General features: G+C 72.1%; 13 protein-coding genes. 5 read left to right on the top strand and 8 right to left on the bottom strand.

The annotated features are described in order from the left end of the window. Window positions 1-20: 20 nt before the first annotated feature. A complete protein-coding gene (locus AC3ET3_RS33630; protein ID WP_435613512.1) occupies window positions 21-3689 on the top strand; it encodes an SDR family NAD(P)-dependent oxidoreductase in 3669 nt (1222 codons plus the stop codon). Window positions 3690-3891: 202 nt separating this feature from the next. Here AC3ET3_RS33630 and AC3ET3_RS33625 read toward each other — a convergent pair whose 3' ends face one another. From AC3ET3_RS33625 to AC3ET3_RS33595, 7 genes are all read right to left on the bottom strand, one after another. After that, window positions 3892-4458, bottom strand: a complete 567-nt coding sequence (locus tag AC3ET3_RS33625) for a LuxR C-terminal-related transcriptional regulator (protein WP_432139706.1) — start codon at window positions 4456-4458, stop codon at window positions 3892-3894. Between the two features lie 486 nt (window positions 4459-4944). Further along, a complete protein-coding gene (locus AC3ET3_RS33620; RefSeq protein ID WP_435613510.1) occupies window positions 4945-7839 on the bottom strand; it encodes a helix-turn-helix transcriptional regulator in 2895 nt (964 codons plus the stop codon). 405 nt (window positions 7840-8244) lie between these two features. Then, window positions 8245-8373, bottom strand: a complete 129-nt coding sequence (locus AC3ET3_RS33615) for a hypothetical protein (protein WP_432139704.1) — start codon at window positions 8371-8373, stop codon at window positions 8245-8247. A 548-nt stretch (window positions 8374-8921) separates the two neighbouring features. Further along, entirely contained in the window at window positions 8922-11723 is a 2802-nt protein-coding gene (locus AC3ET3_RS33610) for an ATP-binding protein (RefSeq protein WP_435613509.1), read from the bottom strand. A 248-nt stretch (window positions 11724-11971) separates the two neighbouring features. Then, a complete protein-coding gene (locus tag AC3ET3_RS33605) occupies window positions 11972-13381 on the bottom strand; it encodes an acyltransferase (RefSeq protein WP_435613508.1) in 1410 nt (469 codons plus the stop codon). Window positions 13382-13388: 7 nt separating this feature from the next. Next, on the bottom strand, window positions 13389-14609 hold the full coding sequence (locus AC3ET3_RS33600; protein WP_432158691.1) for a cytochrome P450: 1221 nt from the start codon (window positions 14607-14609) through the stop codon (window positions 13389-13391). A 54-nt stretch (window positions 14610-14663) separates the two neighbouring features. Then, entirely contained in the window at window positions 14664-15887 is a 1224-nt protein-coding gene (locus AC3ET3_RS33595; RefSeq protein WP_432158690.1) for a cytochrome P450, read from the bottom strand. A 309-nt stretch (window positions 15888-16196) separates the two neighbouring features. Between AC3ET3_RS33595 and AC3ET3_RS33590 the strand changes: the two genes are divergently transcribed. From AC3ET3_RS33590 to AC3ET3_RS33575, 4 genes are all read left to right on the top strand, one after another. Beyond that, on the top strand, window positions 16197-16406 hold the full coding sequence (locus tag AC3ET3_RS33590; RefSeq protein ID WP_432139699.1) for a ferredoxin: 210 nt from the start codon (window positions 16197-16199) through the stop codon (window positions 16404-16406). A gap of 41 nt (window positions 16407-16447) precedes the next feature. Further along, window positions 16448-17695, top strand: coding sequence for an activator-dependent family glycosyltransferase (locus AC3ET3_RS33585; RefSeq protein ID WP_435613507.1), 1248 nt, complete (start codon window positions 16448-16450; stop codon window positions 17693-17695). Between the two features lie 77 nt (window positions 17696-17772). Beyond that, window positions 17773-18777, top strand: a complete 1005-nt coding sequence (gene rfbB / locus AC3ET3_RS33580) for a dTDP-glucose 4,6-dehydratase (RefSeq protein ID WP_432139697.1) — start codon at window positions 17773-17775, stop codon at window positions 18775-18777. Continuing rightward, window positions 18771-19562: an AfsR/SARP family transcriptional regulator gene (locus AC3ET3_RS33575; protein WP_432139696.1), complete on the top strand. Its 792-nt coding sequence runs from the start codon at window positions 18771-18773 to the stop codon at window positions 19560-19562. Before rfbB ends, AC3ET3_RS33575 begins: the two co-directional genes overlap by 7 nt. Window positions 19563-19585: 23 nt before the next feature. On the opposite strand, the gene AC3ET3_RS33570 is transcribed toward AC3ET3_RS33575, so the two are convergent. Further along, a complete protein-coding gene (locus AC3ET3_RS33570; RefSeq protein ID WP_435613506.1) occupies window positions 19586-20587 on the bottom strand; it encodes an NAD-dependent epimerase/dehydratase family protein in 1002 nt (333 codons plus the stop codon). Window positions 20588-20631 lie beyond the last annotated feature (44 nt).

The following is a 20631-nucleotide window of genomic DNA, read 5'->3' as shown; positions in this document are numbered from 1 at the left end:
CGGACGAGCCGTCCTCGCATGTGGACTGGTCGTCGGGAGCGGTGCGGTTGCTGACCGAGCAACGGGCGTGGCCGGACGCGGATCGTCCGCGCAGGGCGGGTGTGTCGTCGTTCGGTCTGAGCGGGACCAACGCCCACGTCATCCTCGAACAGGTTCCGGACGACGCAAGGCATCTTGATCCCGTCGCTGGTGAAGAAGGGGTACTGCTGCCTTGGATCCTGAGCGGCCGTAGCGAGGCGGCCCTCCGCGCGCAGGCCGGCCGACTGCTTGCGGCCCTCAAGGAGCGAAGCGACGGTGCGTCCGTCCGGATGGCCCACGCTCTGGCCACAACCCGGGGTCCCTTCGAGCAGCGTGCCGTCGTCCTCGCTTCCACCCACCAGGAGCTTGCCGGGGAACTGCAGAACCTCCAGTTGGGTGAGGCGGGGCTTCGCACCGTCGTTGGTGAGGTACGAGGCGGTGGCCGCACGGCGTTTCTGTTCTCGGGTCAGGGTGCGCAGCGGCCGGGGATGGGGCGTGAGTTGTATGAGGCTTTCCCGGTGTTCGCGGAGGCGTTCGACGCGGTGTGCGGGCATGTCGGGGAGGAGTTGCGGGAGGTCGTCTTCGGCGCGGACGCTGAGCGGCTGCACCGCACCGAGTGGACGCAGCCGGCGCTGTTCGCGCTCGAAGTCGCGCTGTTCCGTCTGGTGGAGTCGTTCGGGGTGCGTCCGGACTTCCTGATCGGGCATTCGATCGGTGAGATCGCTGCTGCGCATGTGGCGGGGGTGATGTCGCTTGAGGACGCGTGTGCTCTGGTGGTGGCGCGTGGCCGGCTGATGCAGCAGCTGCCCGCTGGTGGGGTGATGGTGGCTGTGGAGGCGGCGGAGGCGGAGGTGGTGCCGCTGCTGGAGGGTCGTGGCGGTGAGGTGTCGCTCGCGGCGGTCAACGGTCCGCGGTCCGTGGTGATCGCCGGTGTCGAGGCGGCGGTGGAGGAGGTGGCTTCGACGCTGAGGGAGCAGGGCCGCCGCACCACCCGTCTGCGGGTCTCGCACGCTTTCCACTCGCCGTTGATGGAGCCGATGCTCGACGCCTTCCGCGAGGTGGCCGAGCGTATTGCTTACGTGCCCCCGGTCATTCCGGTCGTGTCCAATCTGAGCGGACAGCTCGCCACCGGCGAGGAGTTGGCGTCGTCCGGCTACTGGGTCCGTCACGTCCGTGACACCGTCCGCTTCGCCGACGGCATCACCGCACTGAACGCCCACGGCGTGACGCGTTTCCTGGAGATCGGCCCCGACGGCACCCTCACCGCCCTCACCCGGAACTGCACCCCGGACGACAGCCCCGCCCTCCTCACACCCACCCTCCGCAAGGACTCCCCGGAACACCCGGCCGTACTCCGTGCGATGGCCCTGCTCCACGTGAACGGAGCAGTGGTCGACTGGGCCACCGCCCTGCCGCCCGCCGCTGCGGACGCCCCGCCGGTGGACCTGCCCACCTACGCCTTCCAGCGCACGCGCTTCTGGCCCACGGTCGCCGCGCGCACGGTGGCACCGGCCGCAGGATCCGCCGCCGAGGGCGACGCGTCGTTCTGGTCGATGCTGGAGCGGCGGGGAGCGGAGGAGGTGGCGGAGACACTCGGGGTGGATGAGGACGCGCTCGGTTCGGTTCTCCCCGCCCTGTCGGACCTGCGCCGCGACCATGTGGACCGCGCCGCAGTGAACGGCTGGCGCTACCGTGTCGAGTGGGAGCCGTTGGAGCTGCCGCTCCAACGTGCCCTCCCGGGCCGCTGGCTGTTGCTTCAAGGGCCCGGTGCCGCTGCCCCTGTGCCGGGGCTCGAGCGGTTCGTCCCGGGGCTGGAGCGGCTCACCTGCGATGTTCTGGGCAGGGAGGCGCTCGCCCGCGCGCTGGAGCAGGCCTTCGACGGGGGCGCGCCGGCCGGTGTGATCTCCTGTCTGAACCTGCCCGCGTCCCACACGGGAGAGGCAGCGTCCGTGGCCGAGCCGCATTCCGGAGTGATCGGCACGATGACACTCGTCCAGGCACTCGGCGACATCGGAGCGTCGGCACCGGTGTGGGTCTTCACCCAGGCCGGTTTCGGACCCGACCGCGTACCCGGCGATCCGGCGCAGGCCGCCGTCTGGGGATTCGGCCGAGTGGCGGCCTTGGAGCACCCGGAACGCTGGGGCGGTCTCGTCGACCTGAGTCCCCAGCCGGGGCACGACGAACTGGCCGCGGTCGTCGCGTTGTTGGCGCACGGTGACGAGGACCAGGTGGCGGTGGCCGGCGCTGCGGTCCATGCCCGTCGGTTGCGTCCCGCATCGCTGCCCGCATCGACGACGGCGCCGCCCCTGGGCGGCGACGACAGCAGTGTTCCTCGGCGTCTCCTGGTCACCGGTGGCACCGGTGCTCTCGGGGTGCGGGTCGCAGAATGGTTCGCCGGGCGGGGGACCAGGGAGGTAGTGCTCGCCAGCCGAGGCGGTGCGGACGTCGATGGGGCGGCCGGCACGGTCGCCCGGGTGGAGGCGGCGGGCGCGGAACGCGTCGAGGTGGTCTCGTGCGACGTTGCCGACCGCGCCCAGGTCGCCGCATTGCTCGACGCCCACCAGGTCGACGGCATCGCCCACGTGGCGGGTGTGCTGGACGTCGAGCCGATCGACACGACGACGCCCGCTCAGGTCGAGTGGGCCATGGCCGCGAAGGCCCAAGGCACCCTTCACCTGGAGGAGCTGACGCGGAACCGGGACCTCAGCGTCTTCGTCGTTTTCTCGTCGATCGCCGGTGTATGGGGGAGCGGCGGGCAAGCCGCGTACGCGGCCGCGAACGCGGTGGCCGACGCGGTCGTGGAGGCGCGCCGTGCTCGCGGGGCGGTGGGCGTTTCGGTGGCCTGGGGGCCCTGGGCGGGCGGCGGGATGGTCTCGGACGTGGGCGCGGAGGAACTGGAGCGCCGTGGTCTGCGCACAATGGAACCCAGGCGTGCCCTCCTGGGGCTGGAATCGGCGCTGGCCGGGAGCGACGGCACGGTGGTCATGGCCGATGTGGAGTGGGATCGCTTCGTACCGGCGTTCACCAGTCGCCGTCCCGCTCCCTTCCTGACCGGTCTTCCGGGGGCTGCGCGGGTGTCGGACGGGACCGACACCGTGGGGGCGGAACCCGGTTCCGCGGCGGGGCGGCCCGCTCTGGTCGAGCAGGTGGCCACGCTGTCGCCGCAGGGGCGTGCGGAAGCCCTTCTCGGCCATGTCCGGAGGGCCGCCGCCAGGGCCCTCGGACATGCCGACATCGGTGGCGTAGGCGCCGACCGGGCCTTCCGCGACATGGGGTTCGACTCGCTCACCGCAGTGGAACTGCGCAACACTCTGATCAAGGACACCGGTCTGCCGCTGCCGACGACCCTGGTCTTCGACCACCCCAGTCCGGCTGCCCTGGCGCAGCACCTGGACGCCGAACTCTCCGGCGGGGGCGGGACCGTGACGACCATGCTGGCCGACCTGGAGAGCAGCGTCGTCCGCATCATGCGGGCCGGCCTCGACCAGGACGTCCGCACGCTGCTCGGCGCCAGGCTCAAGGCGCTCCTGGGTGAGATCGAGGAGGACGGCGGCGACGGCGACGAGGACGGCACTGGAGCGGCGGACGGCGGCCCGTCGCTCGGCGACCGGCTGGAAGGGGCCAGTGACGAGGAGCTGTTCGACCTCATCAGCCGCGAACTGGAGCAGTAGCGGCGCCGACCGGCCCGCGCGCGGCCGCCACTCGGCCGGCGGAGACCGGTCTTGTACCGGGGCGGATGCCCCGTACATGGCCGGGCGGCCGTACCGACAGGTTCGGTACGGCCGCCGGGCCCTCGCGGGGCGGTTGCGGCGTCGGCCGCGAGGAGCCGTGCTGCCCCGTCCGGGTGGGTAGCCCGCCGGGGTTGGGACGCTGCTACTTGATGAAATCCGGCAGCACCCGTGGTGGCCACTGGCCGACCGACAGCATGCCCATGGAGTGGGCACGCGCCACAAGAGCCGCCCGGTTCGGGGCCTTGAGCTTTCGCAGCATGAGACCGACGTGGTACTCGACGCCCTGTCGGCTCAGGTAGAGCCGACTGGCGAGCTGCACCGTGGAGGCACCGCTGGCTACACCTTCCAGGACCTGCGCGTCGAGCTTGCTCAGCAGCCGGTCCTTGGGGTTGACGACGCCCTCGTCGGCGTCCGCTCCGGTCACCGCGTCGTCCGGCCGCACCTGCACCACGATGCCGGACACAAGCCCGGTGGTGTTCTGGACGGCGATGCCCGTCAGCTCTCCCGAGAAGGCCCGGCCCTCGTCCCCCAGGCCGACCATGCGTGAGGCGAAGCGAGTGCAGCGCCCCTGCGAAAGCCGGTTGAAGTGTCGTTTGAGTACCGAGGGGGAGCTGGGGTGGAGAAGCTCATAGAGATTCCGTCCGCAGACGTCGGCGGAGGTGCGGCCGAACGGCACGGAGAAATCGGGCTCCGCCGCGACAATGTGCATGTCGGTGTCGATGTGCGCCGTGTACAGGCGGCGATTGGCCTCGATGTGTGGCCGGCCATCATGCTGTGTCCGTTGAGGGGCCGAGGAAGTGTGCGGAGCCGCCCCCCTGTCTCTGTTGTGCCAGGGGCCTGCTATTCGCGTGGTCACTGCGACGCACCGTCTTTCTGGATTCAACTGTGGGGGATTGCCACCCGTGGGCGGTTCTCTTGGCCGGCTGGTCGGGCCTGCCTGTCCGGGGTCGTGGTCGATGCCCCCTCATGAGCGCCTTGGGTACCTGCGGGTGAGCCTAGGAATGCGTCCGCAGACGGGTCAAGCAAACTTTTGCGTGGCTCCAAAACACTGTGGTTCGGTGGTTCGGTGGTTCGGCGGGGGAGAACGGAGAGGGATCTCTCGGACGGTCGGTGTCCCGTCCGAGAGAGCCCACTCGCTCCGGCTGCAGCCGGTTCCGGCCGGGTATCGGTTTTCGATGCCCGGCAGGCGCCCGGTTCAGGCCAACTGTCCTCCGTCGAGCCTCTTCAACGCTGTGCCCAGTTCGGGGCGTCCGGAAATGCCGAGTTTCCGGTACGCGTTGGTGAGGTGCTTCTCCACCATGCGGGAGGACGTGCCCAGTTGGCCGGATATTTCCGAGTTGCTGAGTCCGGTCGCGGCGAGCCGGGCGACTTTGCGCTCCGACGGCGTGAGCCGCTTGCCGGACGTTCCCGTTTTCCCCGTTTCTTTCCCTGATATCCCGCGTACCTTTTCGGCCAGCTCGGGCATGTCGTGTTCCTCGAGCAGCTGCCGGGCCCGTTCGAGGGCGGAGGTTCTCCTGCCCGGTCTGACTTCCCGACGCACGGCCAGAGCGTACAGGGCTCGGCACAGATCGTAGTTGTTGCTGCCCTTCTCCAGCAGCGTGACAGCTTCCTCGAGCACCTCGGTACCCCGCTGCCCGGGGGTGACCCTGCCCAACACGATCAGGGAGCGGCCCAGTCTGGTGTCGGAGCCCCAGGCGCGGTACCTGCCGACCTCCAGCTCCGCGGCGGCCACGGCCTCCTGGTGTTCGCCGAGACGGTGGTGCATCAGGGCTACGCACGAGGACCACGGCAGGACGACCGGGTTGAGCCAGCCGATCCCCTCCGTGTGCCGGCCCGCCGTCCGGTAGTGATCGAGGGCGGCCCGCGGCTCGTCGCGCCGGGCCGCGAGCGAGCCGCGCGCGACGTGCAGCAGCGCCGCCAGGTGCTGGTTCTCGGCGTGCAGCCGGTGCTGGACGAGTATCTGTTCCGCCAGCTCCGGTCGGCCGGTGTTCATGGCGACGATCGCGAGGACGGCCGCACACACGGTCGGCAGTCCGCTGGTCTCCGGGCCCGCGAGGGCGTCGGCCTGGATGACCTTTGCCTGGGCGTAGGCCCGGTGCCCGTCGGCGAGCGCCACCAAGGCCTGCTCACAGCGGATGACGGCCTGCTCCACGTCACCGCCCCGGCGCTGGGCGAGCCTGTTGGCCTCGCGGAGCCAGTTCGCCGCACCCTCCACCTGCCCGGCACCGGAGAGGATGTTCACGGCCAGTGGCACAGTGGTGTGGACGTGTTCGGGAGTGGGAGGCTCCTGCTCCAGGAGCCGGGTGCACAGCCCCGTCAGCTGGTCCGCCGGGACGGCGTTGGCGACGAAGGCGATGTGCATCAGGGAAGTGACCAGTTCCCGTTCTCCCGTGGTGGCCAGCCGGGGGGAGGGTCCCAGATCGCGGAAGCGGCGCAGCGCACGCCGGATGTGCTCGGGGTCCTGCGCCGACAGGATGTGCTCGCGGGCCTCCAGCCTCAGCGCCAGCTCCCGTTCCACCCAGTCCCCGCTGCCCGACCGGCCCAGCTCCTCGGCGACGGCGGCCCGGATGGTGTCGATGCGGAAGGCGGGCGGGTCCATCTGCAGAGGCCCCAGCCGCGCGACCACGTCCGCCCGCTCCCGCACGGAGTCGAAGAGCGGAACGGCTTCGACGACGTGCCGCAGTGAGGCGGCGGTGGCGAAGCTGCGCTCGGCGGTGGCGAGGTCGATCAGCAGCACGGCCCGGTCGCGTCCGGACAGGGAGGAGTCCAGCAGCGCCCGCCGCAGGTAGCGTGCCGCGTCCCGGGGGGAACCGCGGCGCAGGGCGCTGTCCGCGGCGGTCCGCAGGATGCCCACCGCCTCCGGTCCGTGCAGACTGATCGCGCCCATCAACTGCTCCGCGGCGAGTTCCGCCGGGTGCCCGGTACGGTGGAGCAGCTCGGCCGCGACCCCGCGCATGGCGGTACGCTCCTCGGCGGGCATGTGCTCTTCGAGCAGGTCACACAGCACCGTCCCCGACGTGAGCCGGCAGTCCCTCGGGCCGACGAGACCGGCACGGCGCAGCACCTCGATCGCCTCCGTCAGCCCCACGGCGTCGAGTTCGGCGAGGTGCGCCACGAACGGGGCTTCCGCGGCCGTGCCGAGTACGGTCAGGGCGTAGGCGGCGCGGCGCACATGGTCCGGCTGCGACCGGAAGAACGCGTCGAGACGCTGCCGCGCACGCTCGGGCCGCAGCGTCGCGGCGACGGCCGCGTGCGCCGCCGTGGGGCGCAGCCGCAGGTAGTGTGCCTCGTCCAGCACCGTCCGCAGCAGCAGGGGATTGCCGCCGGAACGCGCCGACACGGTCTCCACGAACACCGCCTCCGACGGCTCCCGTAAAGCCTGCTCCACCAATAGGCGGACGCTGTCGATGCCCAGCGCGGACAGCTCCAGCGTCCGGTGGTGAGGGTGATCGGCGCACGCGCACGGACCCGGGTCGGTGAACGGTCCCGCCGTGCAGGTGGACGGCGCGAGAAGATCCCGTACGTGCTGCCGGTTGCCGTGCACGTCACCGGGGAGCACGGAGAACACGAAGAGGATCGGCCGCCGTGCGCACTGCGCGAGAGGCAGCGCGAGCGCCTGCAGTGACTCGGTGTCGGCCCACTGGAGGTCGTCCACCATGAGGACCACCGGCCGGTCCTCGGTGATGGAGCCGAGGAGCGCCGCCAGCCAGCGGGGCGCCTGCTCCCAGGTGAGCGCGGACCACGGGGGGCGCCCGGCGTCCGGGTCGTCCGGCGGGAGCGCGGTCGACGTGCCGTCGGGAAGCAGTGCGGTGGCCTTGTGCAGCCAGCGCGCGAAGTCCTCACGCGGAGCGATCGCCCGCAGCGAGTCAACCAACTGCCGTACGACTCCCAGCCGGAAGCACTCCTCGGCCGCCGACGCCTGGGCCTTGAGCAGCAGCAGTCCCCGCTCGCGTGTCAGGTCGGACACGGAGCCGAGGAAAGCGGAGCGGCCCACGCCCATCGGGCCCTGGACGACCAGCGACGAACCCTGTCCTTCCTCGGCGCGGCGCAGCGCGGCGGCGGCCTGCGCCAGTGCCGACTCGCGTTCCAATAACACGATGGTGGTTCTCCCCCCTGGAGTCACTCATGCCTGATGAACTCCCGTAGGCACAAACAAAGTTCCTTGAAAGCCTGAGTGCTCAGCAGGCCACAGCCAAGGGCGGAAAAGCAAGGGAAGAGGAAAACGGGCAGAGAAACCACATCGAGGGTGTGCACCGGGAATTCGCGGGTCACGGGTCTGGTGTGAGTGACGGCTCAGTCACTCACACCGGCCGGTGGCCCCGGTGTAGATCATCGGGCGGGTCGGGTTCCCAAGGGATGCCGGTTCCGCCGCGCTCTCGGCCCGGCCTCGCCTGCGAGATCGCCGGTATCGTGCCGATGGCACTGCGCTGTGACCAGCGGCCCGGCAGGCGGCAACGGGACGCATCGCACCACCGCCGCCCTGCTGGACGGCTCCCTAGATACGCACCCGGCGCCTACGGGGCACGGCGAACCGGAAGAACTCCTCCGGCAGCCGCACGTGCCACCGCCTGCTCCTGGTCTCCTTCGCCGACGACGAGGGACGGCTGATCTGGGTCTGCGCCACACGTCCCGGACGCACCTCGGAGGTCACCGCCTCCGGTCACGGCACGCTCACCAGCCTCTCCTGAGCAAGGTGCGCACCGCCCCGAAAGGGGTGACCATGCTGGTCAGAGCCCTGCTGGTCCTGACGAACCGCGAAGCCGCCCGCCGGCCGACGACCGTGACCGAAGTCATCCGCCCGTGACCAGCGCGAGCCTCCTGAGTCTCACGCACACCAAACCATGGCCTGCAACCCCACGTTCCACAGTGCTCGTTGTGTGCCGCCGCTCCGGTGGCACGGCTCTGTGCAGTGGCACGGCGTGCCAGATGAGGCGGAGTCCCGGAGGAAGTGTGCTTCATTCCTGTGAAGGGCTTGTCACGGGAATGGGTCGTGAGCCGCCCGGGACCGGTCCTCCATTGTTCACTGAATTGTGAGAACGGTTTCATTCCGCGCCTCATTGGCGCGGACGTTTTTTGACTTGAGGTCAGTTTTCCGGCGGTCGTCATTGCCGGGGAATGGACGGATCTCCGACACCCAACAACGGCATGCGCGGGGAACGGCGTCCCGGACGGTCACGTCCCCTGTGCCGCCGTGCCGGTGTCCGACGCCGCCAGGGCGTCCCGCAGCTCCCGCCGCCCCGACAGCCCCAGCTTGCGGTACACCGAGGTCAGGTGGACCTCCACCGTCCGCTGAGTGACGAAGAGCCGCTCGGCGATCCACGCGTTGGTCCTGCCGTCCGCTGCCAGGCGGGCCACCTGGGTCTCGCTGTGCGTAAGGGCCGGCAAGCCGCGGGAGACCGGACGGCGCGGGCGTGCGCCCGTGGCGAGCAGGGCCCGGTGGGCCGCCTTGTGCAGCGACCGGGAGCCGACGGCGTACGCCTCCTCCCAGCCCTGACGCAGAACCTCACGGGCCGCCTTGTTGTATCCGAGCCGGTGCAGCAACTTCCCCCGAGCGACCCGCACCCGTGCCCGTATCAGCGCCGCCTCTGTGCCTGCCAGCACCTGCTCGGCCTCCTCCAGCAGCGGCGGCCGCTCGTCGTCACCGACCGCCTCCGCCCACAGCTCAAGACCCGTCCCCAGGGCGCACGGCAGGTGTGCGGCACGGGCGCGGCCGACGGCCTCCTCCGCCAGCGCGAGGGCCGCACGTCGGTCGCCGAGCGCGAGACGGGTGAGCCCGGCCCAGTACCACCACGGCGAGACGGCCGGACTGATGCGCCGCCACTGCGCCTCCCTGCGTCCGCACTCCTCGAGGTGGGCCAGGGCGCGTTCGGGGTCGTTCTTCGCCAGGTGCAGTCGGCCACGCGCGCAGAGCACCTCGTTCCACTGCCACGCGTCGTCCTGAGCGTCGGGTATCTCCGCCTCCAGACGTGAGGCTTCCGCCAGGTCACCCCGGTCGAGCAGGGTGTGCAGCCGCACCGCGAGCGGCTGTGCCTGGTGCGCGGCGGCCCGTGAGACGGCGACGTTCCGCAGAGCGGCGGCGGTGGCCCGCAGTGCCACGTCGAGGGCTCCGAGTCTGTGGTGCGCCTCCGCGCTGAGCGCGAGCAGACTCGGACGGCTCTCGTCGGTCAGCGGGTCGGAGTCCTCCAGTAACTGCCGGTAGACGCGTTCCGCTTCGTGCGGCAGGTCGGCGTACAGGAACGTCAGTCCGGCGGCGCACGGGAAGGGAACGGCATCGGTGGTCGACGAGCCGCGGGCGGTGGCGGTGCGGGCGGCGGCGACGGCCTCGGCGACACGGTCCAGGCGGGTTACGCAGCTCACGGCGCGGGCCGCGAGCAGGGCGCGCTCCCCGACGCTCTCGCCGGACAGCGAGAGGTCGAACGTCACCGTCTCGAGCAGTTCGGCGTAAGCGGCCCGGTTCGCCGAGGCCGCGATCAGCATCTGCGCCTCCATCAGCTGCGCACTCCCCACGCCGGCCGCTGTCGCGTCCGAGCGGTACCGGGACAGCAGCGCCATCGCGCGGGCCACCTGCCCCTGACGGGTGAGCGCCTCGGTGAGGGCACCGAGCGCCGCCGACCGAAGTGCGGGCAGCGAGGCCCGCTCCAGCGCCGACGTCAGGTGGCGGATGCTGGCCCTGGGGTCGACCCGCGTCTCCGCCACGCCCAGCTCGACGAGAAGGGCCGGGTCGCACGCGTCTTCGCTGCCCTCGGGCACACACGGGCGCAGCAGTTCCACCGCCCGGTCCGGCGCGGCACGCAACATCGCCTCGCGGGCCGCCTCCCGCAGCACCGCCCGTGCCCAGGGCTCCGGCACGGTGGCGGCGCGGCACAGGTGCTCCGCCACGTCCGCGGCGCTCGACCCGCTGTCGTGCAGCAGCCGGGCCGCCCGGCCGTGAGCGGAGGTCAGTTCCTCCTCGGACATGTCACCGAGCACGGCGTTGCGCAGCAGAGCGTGGACGAAGGACCACGTCCCGTCGTCGTTCGAGGTCACGAACCCGAGGGAGGTCAGGACCAGCACCGAGCCGACGAAGGCGGTGCTGTCCAGATGGGCCAGCCGCGCGCATGTCTCCGGTGCCGCGCCGTCGCCGAGCACGGCCAGCGAGCGGGCCGCCTGCACGGTGGCCTCCGGCTGCCGGTGCAGCAGGCGCAGCGCACGCGGACGGAAAGCGGGCACGTCGTCCTCGTCCAGGGACGCGAAGTGGGCTGCGGTGAGGGGGAGTTCCTCCTCGCGCAGCCCCGTGAGCAGCCGGGTCACCATCATCGGGTTGCCGTTGGTGGCGGCCAGACAGGACTCCTGGAAGGCGGAGTCCGTCTCCGTCCCGACGAGCCGCCGGGTCAGCAGGCCGATGCCGGATCCGGTGAGCGGCCGGGGCCGCAGTACCTGGCACTGGGGAAGGGCCGCCACCTCGTTCAGGGCCGCGACATGGGCGCCGCTGCACCGCGCGAGCGCGAGGAGCACGGGCAGACCCGTCATCCGGCGTGCGGTGTGGGCGAGGAACCGCAGGGACGCGGCGTCGGCCTCCTCCACGTCGTCGACGGCGATCACCAGCGGGCCGGCCATCGCGGCGGAGCGGACGACCTCGTGCAGTTCGACCAGCACGGCGAAGGAGACACTCAGCGGCAGCCCGGCCGAACCGTCCGCGCTCAGACCGGCCAGCAGGGCGTGTGCGGTGCTCAGCGGGAGGCGGTGTCCCATCTGCCCGGCCCGTGTGTGGACCACGCGCAGGCGCAGGTCATGGGCCTGGTCCAGCAGGGCGTTCAGCAGGGACGTCTTGCCGATGCCGACAGGACCTTCGAACACCACCAGGGCGGGATCGCCCGCCGCAGTGCTCCGGACCAGCCGGGAGATGACGGCGAGTTCGCGTTCGCGCTCCACCAGCTCCGGGTCCGGTCCGCCGGGCAGCCGCTCCCGGGGACTGCTCCCGTGCGCACCGGTCATCGCCCTGTCCTCCCTCCCGGAGCACCGGTGGTGGTCCCGGGACGTGTGTTGCGCGGCCCCAGTGGAGGTTCCGTGATGACCGGTGACCCGTCCCTGCACCTCTTCTGCACGCGTCATCCTGGCTCACCCGAAGCCGACTGGGAAGTCCGCGATCACTGTTGTCCCATAGCGGCGACTTCGTCCCGGGCGTTCCCGACCGGGCCGGTTGCGCGGCGGCGGACGCACGGCGCCCACCCCACCGCTTCCGGTCACGGCCCGATGGGTGATCCGCTGTACACGTGCAGCCGCTCCCGCCACGGTCGAGTGCCGGCCAGGGCGGCGTCGGACTCGGGCAGACACAGGTAGACGTCCCGGCCCCCGTCCCCGTCCGGCGTGGGCGCGATGTGCACCGTCGGCACCGGAAGGTCGGGAAACTCGTACCAGAACGGCCGCCCGGCCCCCAGGTCGATCCGGTACAGCGGGAACTGCGACCAGTTGTTGACCGACACGGACGTCGTCGACACGTCGGGCGCCCGCACGGACATCACATGACGGGAGACCCCCTTGCGCCGGTAGGAGTCGAGGAAGGCGATCTCGTCGCGGATCTTGTCCTCGGTGTTGCTCTCCAGGCAGCGCCGCACATCCCCCGCGACGGAGCCGAGCGGCGACTCGCGCAGCCGGCCCGCCGTGAGCGAGGTCCAGCTGTTGCTCACACAGTTGCCCCAGTACGACGCCGGCAACGCGTCGCCCAGCCGCTGCCGCACGCCGACGATCAGCCCCAGCCACTCGGTCTCCCCGGCCGGGCGCGCTCTCAGCTCACCGAGCACCTGCCACAGATGAGCGGTCAGCGCGTCGTTGGTCGACACCCACGCACCGGGCTCCGCCGGAGTCCGCTGCGCCTCGGCCTTCATCGCGGCGAGCTCCGCCGCGTCGAAGCGCGTCGTGACCGTGGCGAGCTTGTTGATCCCCGCCTTCAGCGTGGTCGCGAGATGCCGGATCCGGCCCGTCCCGACGAACGCCCGGGCTTCCCGCGTCACAGGATCTGCGGACGGCCGGCCCAGGCGGTCCAGTACGTCGCGGTCGTGGTCGGGGCCGTCCCACGGCAGCCCGAGGTGCTCGCGGGACCAGCTCTCCAGGAAGGCGACGGTGCTGCCGCCATCCGCGAGCGTGTGGTTGATGAGCACACCGAGGACCGACCCGCCGCCGGACATCCGCGTCAGCCGGATCTTCAGCAGCGGGGTGTCACGGCCCACCACGCCGAAGGCGCTCACCTCGCGCAGCAGGTTCCCGACGACCGGCTGGGCGCGCAGCCCGTGGCCGTACTCACGCATCCGGTCGGGACAGGACGCCTCGGTGAACCGGACGCCCGCGTCGGCGCACACCACGCTCAGCCCGCCGTCCGCGTCCCGTTCCAGCCGCCCGGACAGCAGCGGGTAGCGGCGCAGCGTGCGCGCCAGGGAGTCGCGCAGCGCCGCGCCGTCGAGCGTGCCGCGGTAGAAGAACGTCAGCGGCGTGTACCACGGGCCGGTGAGCAGGTCGTAGCCGGTGAGCCGCACACGGCGGCCGTCGGCCCGCCCGGCGCGAACGGTGTGCACCCGCTCCACACGGCTGTCGACGACCGTGCGGAAGGCGGGCAGGCCCTTCCTCCCCGCCCGTGCGGCGGTGTTCCTCCGTGCCATGGCGGCCTCAGTCCCAGGCCACGAGCAGTCGGTCGACGCCGTAGTGCACGGCCCGGTCGCGCAGCGGGACCTCCTCGGCCGGTGTCGCCAGCCGCAGCGCCGGGAACCGGTCGAACAGGCGGCGCAGGCCGATCCGCATGCTCGCCCGCGCCAGGTGCTGACCCAGGCACTGGTGCGCCCCGAAGCCCAGCGCGAGATGCTTGCGCGGCACGCGGGTCACATCCAGCCGGTCGGGTTCGTCGAAGACCTCGGGGTCGCGGTTGGCGGCGGGCAGCGACAGGACGACCGTCTGGCCCGCCCTGACGGTGGTGCCGCCCACCTCGACGTCCTCCAGCGCACACCGGCTCGAACCCATCTGCGAGATCGTCAGATACCGCAGCAGTTCGTCCACCGCGCCGGCCTCGTACAGCTCCGGGCGGGCGCGCAGCAGGGCCAGCTGGTCCCGGTGCTCCAGCAGTGCGAAGGTGCTCAGGGCCAGCATGTTCGGGGTGGTGTCGAGGGAACCGCCGAGGGTGAGGACCGCCAGGTTGACCAGCTCGTCCTCGGTCAGTTCGCCGGTCGACGCGAGCCGTCCGAAGAAGTCCGCGCCGCGCTGCGCCATCCGCTCCCGCACCATCGGCCGGATGAGCGCGTCCATCGACTCCACGTGGTGGATGAACTCCTCCAGCGTGTACGTGAGGGTCATCAGCGCGCCGAAGTGCTCCTGGATGCCGTCCATCAGCTCGGGGGAGACGTCCATCAGCGAACACACCGAGCGCAGGCTGACCTTCTCCGCGAAGTCCGTCACCAGGTCGGCGGGGGAGCCCTGGGCGGCCATCTCCTCCAGCGCCCCGTCGACGATCCGCGTCAGCTGCGGCTCGTAGGCCTGGATGCGGCGCAGCGTGAAGTGCCCCGCCAGCAGCCGCCGGTACTTGGTGTGCTCGGGGGCGTCCATCTTCGCGAACGACCCGGGCGGGGATGGCTGCGGCGCGTACTCGGTCATCGGGAACGGCGGGGCGACCACGTGCGCCAGCAGCTCGTTGCGGTGGCTGAAACGCTCGTCGGCGAGAACCTGCCGGACCAGGTCGTGGCGCGTCACCAGCCAGCCCGAGGTGTCCTTGGGCGCCACCTGGAAGGTCACGGGACTGACCGGCTCCTCGGCGCGCAGCCGCGCGTACTCCGCGGGCGGGTCGAACGGGCACCTGCCGCGTTCCGAGGGGATCACGGGCGGACCGGGCCTGGGCTTCATGAAGTCACTCCGTCGGCGAAGGGGAGGGGCGATGTGTGTGCGGAGCACCCGGCTTCAGGCGCGGCGCACCCGCAGCGGCAGGTGACGTGCGCCGAAGACGTTGGTGCCGTGCCAGCTCAGCGGCACCGTGTGGTCGACGCCGATGCGGTCGTACCGGTCGAGCAGAGCCTCCAGCGCGATCCGGCCCTCCAGCCGGGCCAGCGGGGCCCCGATGCAGTAGTGGATGCCGTGCCCGAACGCGGCCTGACGGGAGTTGGGGCGGTCCGGCCGGAACGCGTCGGCGTCCTCGAAGACCCGCTCGTCGCGATTGGCCGACAGCAGCCACAGGTGGACCAGCGTGTCGGGGCCGACCGCCGTTCCCGCCACGGTCGTGTCGGCGGTGGTGACGCGCTCGATCCGGGTGAAGGGCGGACGCAACCGCAGCGTCTCCTCGATCACCGCCGGGATCAGCGAGCGGTCCGAGCGGACCTTCGCCGACAGCTCCGGGTCACGGTCCAGGCAGAGCAGCGCGTTGCCCACGAGCACCGACGTGGTGATGTGCCCGGCGAGCAGCAGCAGGGTCGCGAAGCTCGCGATGTCCTCGTCCTCCAGCCGCTCCCCGTCGACCTCGGCGCCGACCAGCGTGCTCAGCAGGTCGCCGCGCGGTTCCGCGCGCCGGGCCTCGATGAAACCCTGGAGATAGGCGGAGATGGTGACCGCCGTCTCCTCCATCCGGCGCACGCTCTCCGGGTCCTCCGGGTCGGTGGACAGCAACTGGTCCGCCCACCCCTGGAAGCGGTCGCGGTCCTCGGCCGGGACGCCCAGCATGCGGGCGATGACCGTCACCGGCAGCGGATTGGCCAGCGTGTCCACCAGGTCGAAGGCGTCGCCGGGAGCGGCGTCCAGCAGCTGCCCCGTCAGTTCGGTGATCCACGGCTCCAGGCCGGCGATCAGACCCGGCGTGAACGCCTTGCTCACCAGACGGCGCATCTTGCCGTGCAGCGGCGGGTCCAGGAGCAGCAGCGTGCCGCGCGGAGCCTGCTTCTCGCCGCCCGACAGGCGGCCCACCGTGTCCGAGGAGAACGTCGCGGGATCGGCGAGGATCCGCTGCACGTCCGCATGACGGAAGACGTGCACATGGCCGGTGCCGTCGCGCCACACCGGCTGGTCGTCGCGCATCCGGGCCGCCCACGCCAGCAGCGTGGCCCCGCCGTCCGGCTCCACGCCCGGCGGGCGTCGTGGCGAGGAGTCGGACCCGGGCGCCGGGTCGAGCGTGTCCGGGCTGCTGTGCTGCGCCACCCAGGTTCCCCTTTCGCAGATGTCGAACGTTTCGGCTTGGGCACGCGGCGTTCCCGCCGGCCCGGTCACTCCAGCACGGGGGCGCCGGGCCGGGCCAGCGAGGGCCGCGCAGTCTAGGGATTCACCGCGTACTGGCCGTGCCGGCCCCGCCCGGGGCCCCACGCCCCGGCACGGCGTGCGAAGTTCTGGAGGAAACCCCAGTCAGCGGTCGCCGCACGGCCCGACCCCGTCCCGCGCACCGCAAGATGGCCTCGCTCCACCCGCCCCACCCGACCGTCCCACCCGAGCGACGAGCGCACAGGAAACCGCATGGACATCGCGATCGACCACGACAGGTGCATCGGCGCCGGCCAGTGCGCCCTCATCGCCCCCGAGGTCTTCGACCAGGACGACGACGGAATGGCCGTGCTGCTGGTCGACCGGCCCGGCGTCGCGCAGTCCCCCGCCGTGCGGGAGGCCGCCGAGTCCTGCCCGCTGAGCGCCATTTCCGTGGCGGAGGACCGCCCCGGGGCGGCCTGAGCGCCGCCCAGCCCCCACGGACCCGACCAGGAGAGGAACCCATGCGCGTCCTGTTCGCCGGCCTGCCGGAGAAGTCGCACGTCTACACGATGGTGCCGCTGGCCTGGGCCCTGACGGCCGCCGGGCACGAGGTGCTGATGGCCAACGCGCCGTCCCTGAACGGCGCCGTCACCGGCGCGGGACTCGTCGCCGCCCCGGTCGGCACCGACCACGACCTGCACCGCGACATGGCCGTGGCCAGGGACTCCCAGGACGCCGACGTCGCCAACTGGAGCCGCCTCGGGTACGGCGACGTCGACCACGCGAGCCTTGTCGAGCGGTACTCGATCAGCGTCCCGTACGGGTTCGCCCGCTACAACGACCCGATGCTCGACGACCTCGTCGCCCTCGCCCGGGACTGGCGTCCCGACCTCGTCGTCCGCGACCCCATCGCCTACGCGGGCGGCATCGCCGCCCGCGCCTGCGGCGCCGCCCACGCGCGCCTGCTGTGGTGCGCCGACGTCTACGGGCAGGCCCGCCGCACCTTCGTCGAACTCGCCCGGGACATGCCCGAGGACGAGCGGGCCGACCCGCTCGCCGACTGGATCGACGACCGCGGCAGCGCCTACGGAGTGCGCTGCGACGAAGAACTGCTCAACGGCATGTTCACCCTCGACACCCTGCCCGAGAGCCTGCGCCCGGCGAGCGACCTGCGGCAGCTCTCCATGCGGTACGTGCCCTACAACGGCACCGCCCTGCAGGAGGACTGGCTGCGCGAACAGCCCAAGCGGCCCCGGATCTGCGTCACCTTGGGCCGCACCAACACCGAGGCCTACGGCGGCGACTACGTGGACGTCGCCGGCCTGCTGCACGCCCTGTCCCGGCTCGACGCCGACGTCGTCGCCGCGCTCATGCCCGAACAGGCCGGGCAGCTCCACGCCCTGCCCGCCAACGTCCGGGCCGTCAGCGGAGTGGCACTGAGCACCCTGCTGCCCACCTGCTCCGCCGTGGTCCACCACGGCGGCTGGGGCACCTTCTCCACCGCCCTGGTCAACGCCGTGCCACAACTCGCCCTGTCCACCCTCGTCGCCGACCAGGAACTGCGTGGCCGGAGCCTGGAGGACAGCGGCGCGGGGCTCTTCCTGCACCACACCGACGCCGACCCGGACCGAGTGACGCACCTCACTCGGCGTCTTCTGGAGGACCCGTCCTTCACCACCGCCGCACGCCGGCTGCGCGACGAGTCGGCGGCCATGCCCACCCCGCACGCCGTCGTCCCGGAACTCGAACGTCTCACCGCGGCCCGCTGAACCGGCGCACCGCAACCGCACGCCCTGAGGAAGGAGGACGGCGCCGCTCGGTACGCCCGGTGACGCGCCGCACCCCGATGAGTAAGACGCGCATCCTGGTGACCGGCGGGGCCGGCTTCATCGGCTCCCACTACGTCCGCACCCTGCTCGGACCCCTCGGCCCCGACGACGTCACCGTCACGGTCCTCGACGCCTTCACCTACGCGGCCAATGCGGCCAACCTCGATCCGGTCGCCGGATCCGGCCGTTTCCGCCTCGTCGTCGGCGACATCTGCGACCGCGATCACGTCGACCGGCTGATGGCCGAACACGACCAGGTCGTCCACTTCGCCGCCGAGTCGCACGTCGACCGCTCCCTCACCGCCGCCGCCGAGTTCGTCCGCTCCAACGTCCTGGGGACCCAGACCCTCCTGGACGCGGCGCTGCACCACGGCATCGACCGGTTCGTACACATCTCCACCGACGAGGTCTACGGCTCCATCCCCGAGGGCTCCTGCTCCGAGGAGCAGCCCCTGAGTCCCAACTCGCCGTACGCCGCCTCCAAGGCGGCCAGCGACCTCGTCGCCCTGGCCTATCACCGCTCCCACGGCCTGGACGTACGCGTCACCCGCTGCTCGAACAACTACGGGCACCACCAGTTCCCCGAGAAGATCATCCCGCTGTTCGTCACCCGGCTCCTCGCGGGCCGCAAGGTCCCCCTCTACGGTGACGGGCTGAACGTGCGCGACTGGCTCCACGTCGACGACCACATCCGCGCCGTCGAGCTGGTCCGCACCGGCGGCCGGGCCGGCGAGGTCTACAACATCGGCGGCGGCACCGAACTCGACAACCGCGGCCTGACCGGGCTGCTCGTCGAGGCGTGCGGCGCCGACTGGGACAGCGTGGAGTACGTCGCCGACCGCAAGGGGCACGACCGCCGCTACTCCGTGGACTGGCGCAAGGCCCACGTCGAACTCGGCTACAAGCCGCAGAAGGACTTCACCGAGGGACTCGCCGAGACGGTCGCCTGGTACCGGGACAACCCCCACGTCTGGGGCCAGGCGCTCGACCCGGACCGGACGCCCGGGGCCGCGCCGTGCTGACCTGGCGCACCCTCGGCCCGCTACGGGTGTCGGACGGCGGCCGCGACGTCACCCCCACGGCGCCGAAGGTGCGACAGGTGCTGGCCGTCCTCCTCGCCCGCCGCAACCACGTCGTCCCACTGAGCGCGCTGACCACCGAACTCTGGTCCGGGCATCCGCCGCGCAGCGCCACCCCCACCGTCCAGACCTACGCGTACCAGCTGCGCAAGGCACTGCACGGCGGCGAGGACCCCGGGCCCGGCGAGAGCGGCCCACTCGTCACCCGCGCGCACGGATATCTGCTGCGGGTGGCGCCGGGGGAGTGCGACGCGGAGGAGTTCGCCCTGCTCACCGGCCGGGCCCGGTCGGCACTCGCCGACGACGATCCGGCCGGTGCCCTCGCGCTCCTCGACCGGGCCCTGCCGCTCTGGCACGGGCCGCCCTTCACGGACGTCGCGCACGGCCCCGCGCTGCGCGGACACGCCCAGCGGCTGGAGGAACTGCACCTGCGGGCCGAGGAACTGCGCATCACCGCCGGCTTCCGTCTCGGCCGGCATCGCGAACTCGTGGGCGAACTGAAGGAACTCACCTGCACACACCCGCTGCACGAGTGGTTCCAGGGCACCCTCATCATCGCCCTGGAACGGTGCGGCAGGCGCAGCGAGGCACTGGAGGTCTACCAGCGGCTGAGCGCACGGCTGCGGGAGGAGCTGGGCCTGGATCCCTCGCCCGGGCTCCAGCGGCTGCGCCAGCACGTGCTGACCGACCGGGTCAGCACGGCCGACCTCGACCTCCTGCCCGGCTGACCCCTCCGGTCCGCCGCCGCGCCTCACCCACCGGCGGCCGGCCCTTCGTGCCCGGCCGCGGCCCGCCACAGGTCCTCCACCATGTCGCGGGGGGTGCGTCGCGGCTCCCAGCCGAGGACCGTGCGCGCGGCCGAAACGTCCACGGCCATCCAGTCGGCGTCCGGCAGCGAACGCGCGGCCGCCCCCGGCCGCTCCACGAGCCGGGCGGGGCGGCCGCTGATCGAGATGAGCAGGTCCACCATGTCCCGGACCGGCTGCGAGGAGCCGCTCGCGACGTTCACCACCCGCCCGCGGGCCTCCGCGACGCCCACCGCCGCCAGGACGGCGCCCGCCACGTCCTGTGCGTCCACGAAGTCCCGGCTGCTGCGCAGCGGCGACACCCGCACCTCCGCGGCCCGTCCCCGCACCGGACGGTCGAGGAGCTGCGCGGCCACCTGGCCCAGCAGGCTCCCCCGCGGGGTGCCGGCGCCGATCACGTTCGACAGCCGCAGCACCACCGCGTCCGCGGCACCCGTCTCCGCGGCCCGCAGCACCGCCCGGGTGCCGTGGAGCTTGGTGCGCCCGTAGTCCGTGGCCGGTTCCTCCGGAGAGGACTCCGTCAGCCACACCCCGCGGGGCTGCGGCGCGTACTCGTGCACGGACCCCAGCTGCACCAGCCGCGGCCGGTGGCCGGCCGCGGCGAGTGCCGAGAGCAGGCGGTCCACCAGCAGCCGGTTGTTGCGGTGCATCCCTTCGGCGGTACGGGACCACACCTCGCCCGCCGCGTTCACGACGGCCACGGGGCGTTCCGCGTCGATGAGTCCGGCCAGCGCCCCGGGCCCGGCGTCGGCCAGGTCCATCGGGTGGAAGCGCCAGGACGCCGGCGTCTTGCGCGGATGACGGGCCACGGCGTGGATCTCGTGACCGGCCCGCTCCAGGGCGGCGCCCACGTGGCGGCCGACGAACCCGGTCGCCCCGAGAACCACCACGCGGCCGGACCCCCGGTCCGCGGTGTCGGGCAGTCCCAGCGCACCGACCTCCACCATTGCGACTCTCCTCCCGGGCCCGCGCGCGTGCGCCCGTACACCGT

The organism is Streptomyces sp. bgisy159, from assembly GCF_057707805.1.
This window is presented reverse-complemented; position numbering and strand designations above follow the sequence as displayed.

Excerpts from the sequence above, each read along its gene's own strand:
- AC3ET3_RS33625 (WP_432139706.1), bottom strand. The coding sequence starts at position 4,458 with ATGCACATTGTCGCGGCGGAGCCCGATTTCTCCGTGCCGTTCGGCCGC.
- AC3ET3_RS33585 (WP_435613507.1), top strand. The coding sequence starts at position 16,448 with ATGCGCGTCCTGTTCGCCGGCCTGCCGGAGAAGTCGCACGTCTACACG.
- AC3ET3_RS33610 (WP_435613509.1), bottom strand. The coding sequence starts at position 11,723 with ATGACCGGTGCGCACGGGAGCAGTCCCCGGGAGCGGCTGCCCGGCGGA.
- rfbB (WP_432139697.1), top strand. The coding sequence starts at position 17,773 with ATGAGTAAGACGCGCATCCTGGTGACCGGCGGGGCCGGCTTCATCGGC.
- AC3ET3_RS33600 (WP_432158691.1), bottom strand. The coding sequence starts at position 14,609 with ATGAAGCCCAGGCCCGGTCCGCCCGTGATCCCCTCGGAACGCGGCAGG.
- AC3ET3_RS33605 (WP_435613508.1), bottom strand. The coding sequence starts at position 13,381 with ATGGCACGGAGGAACACCGCCGCACGGGCGGGGAGGAAGGGCCTGCCC.
- AC3ET3_RS33590 (WP_432139699.1), top strand. The coding sequence starts at position 16,197 with ATGGACATCGCGATCGACCACGACAGGTGCATCGGCGCCGGCCAGTGC.
- AC3ET3_RS33570 (WP_435613506.1), bottom strand. The coding sequence starts at position 20,587 with ATGGTGGAGGTCGGTGCGCTGGGACTGCCCGACACCGCGGACCGGGGG.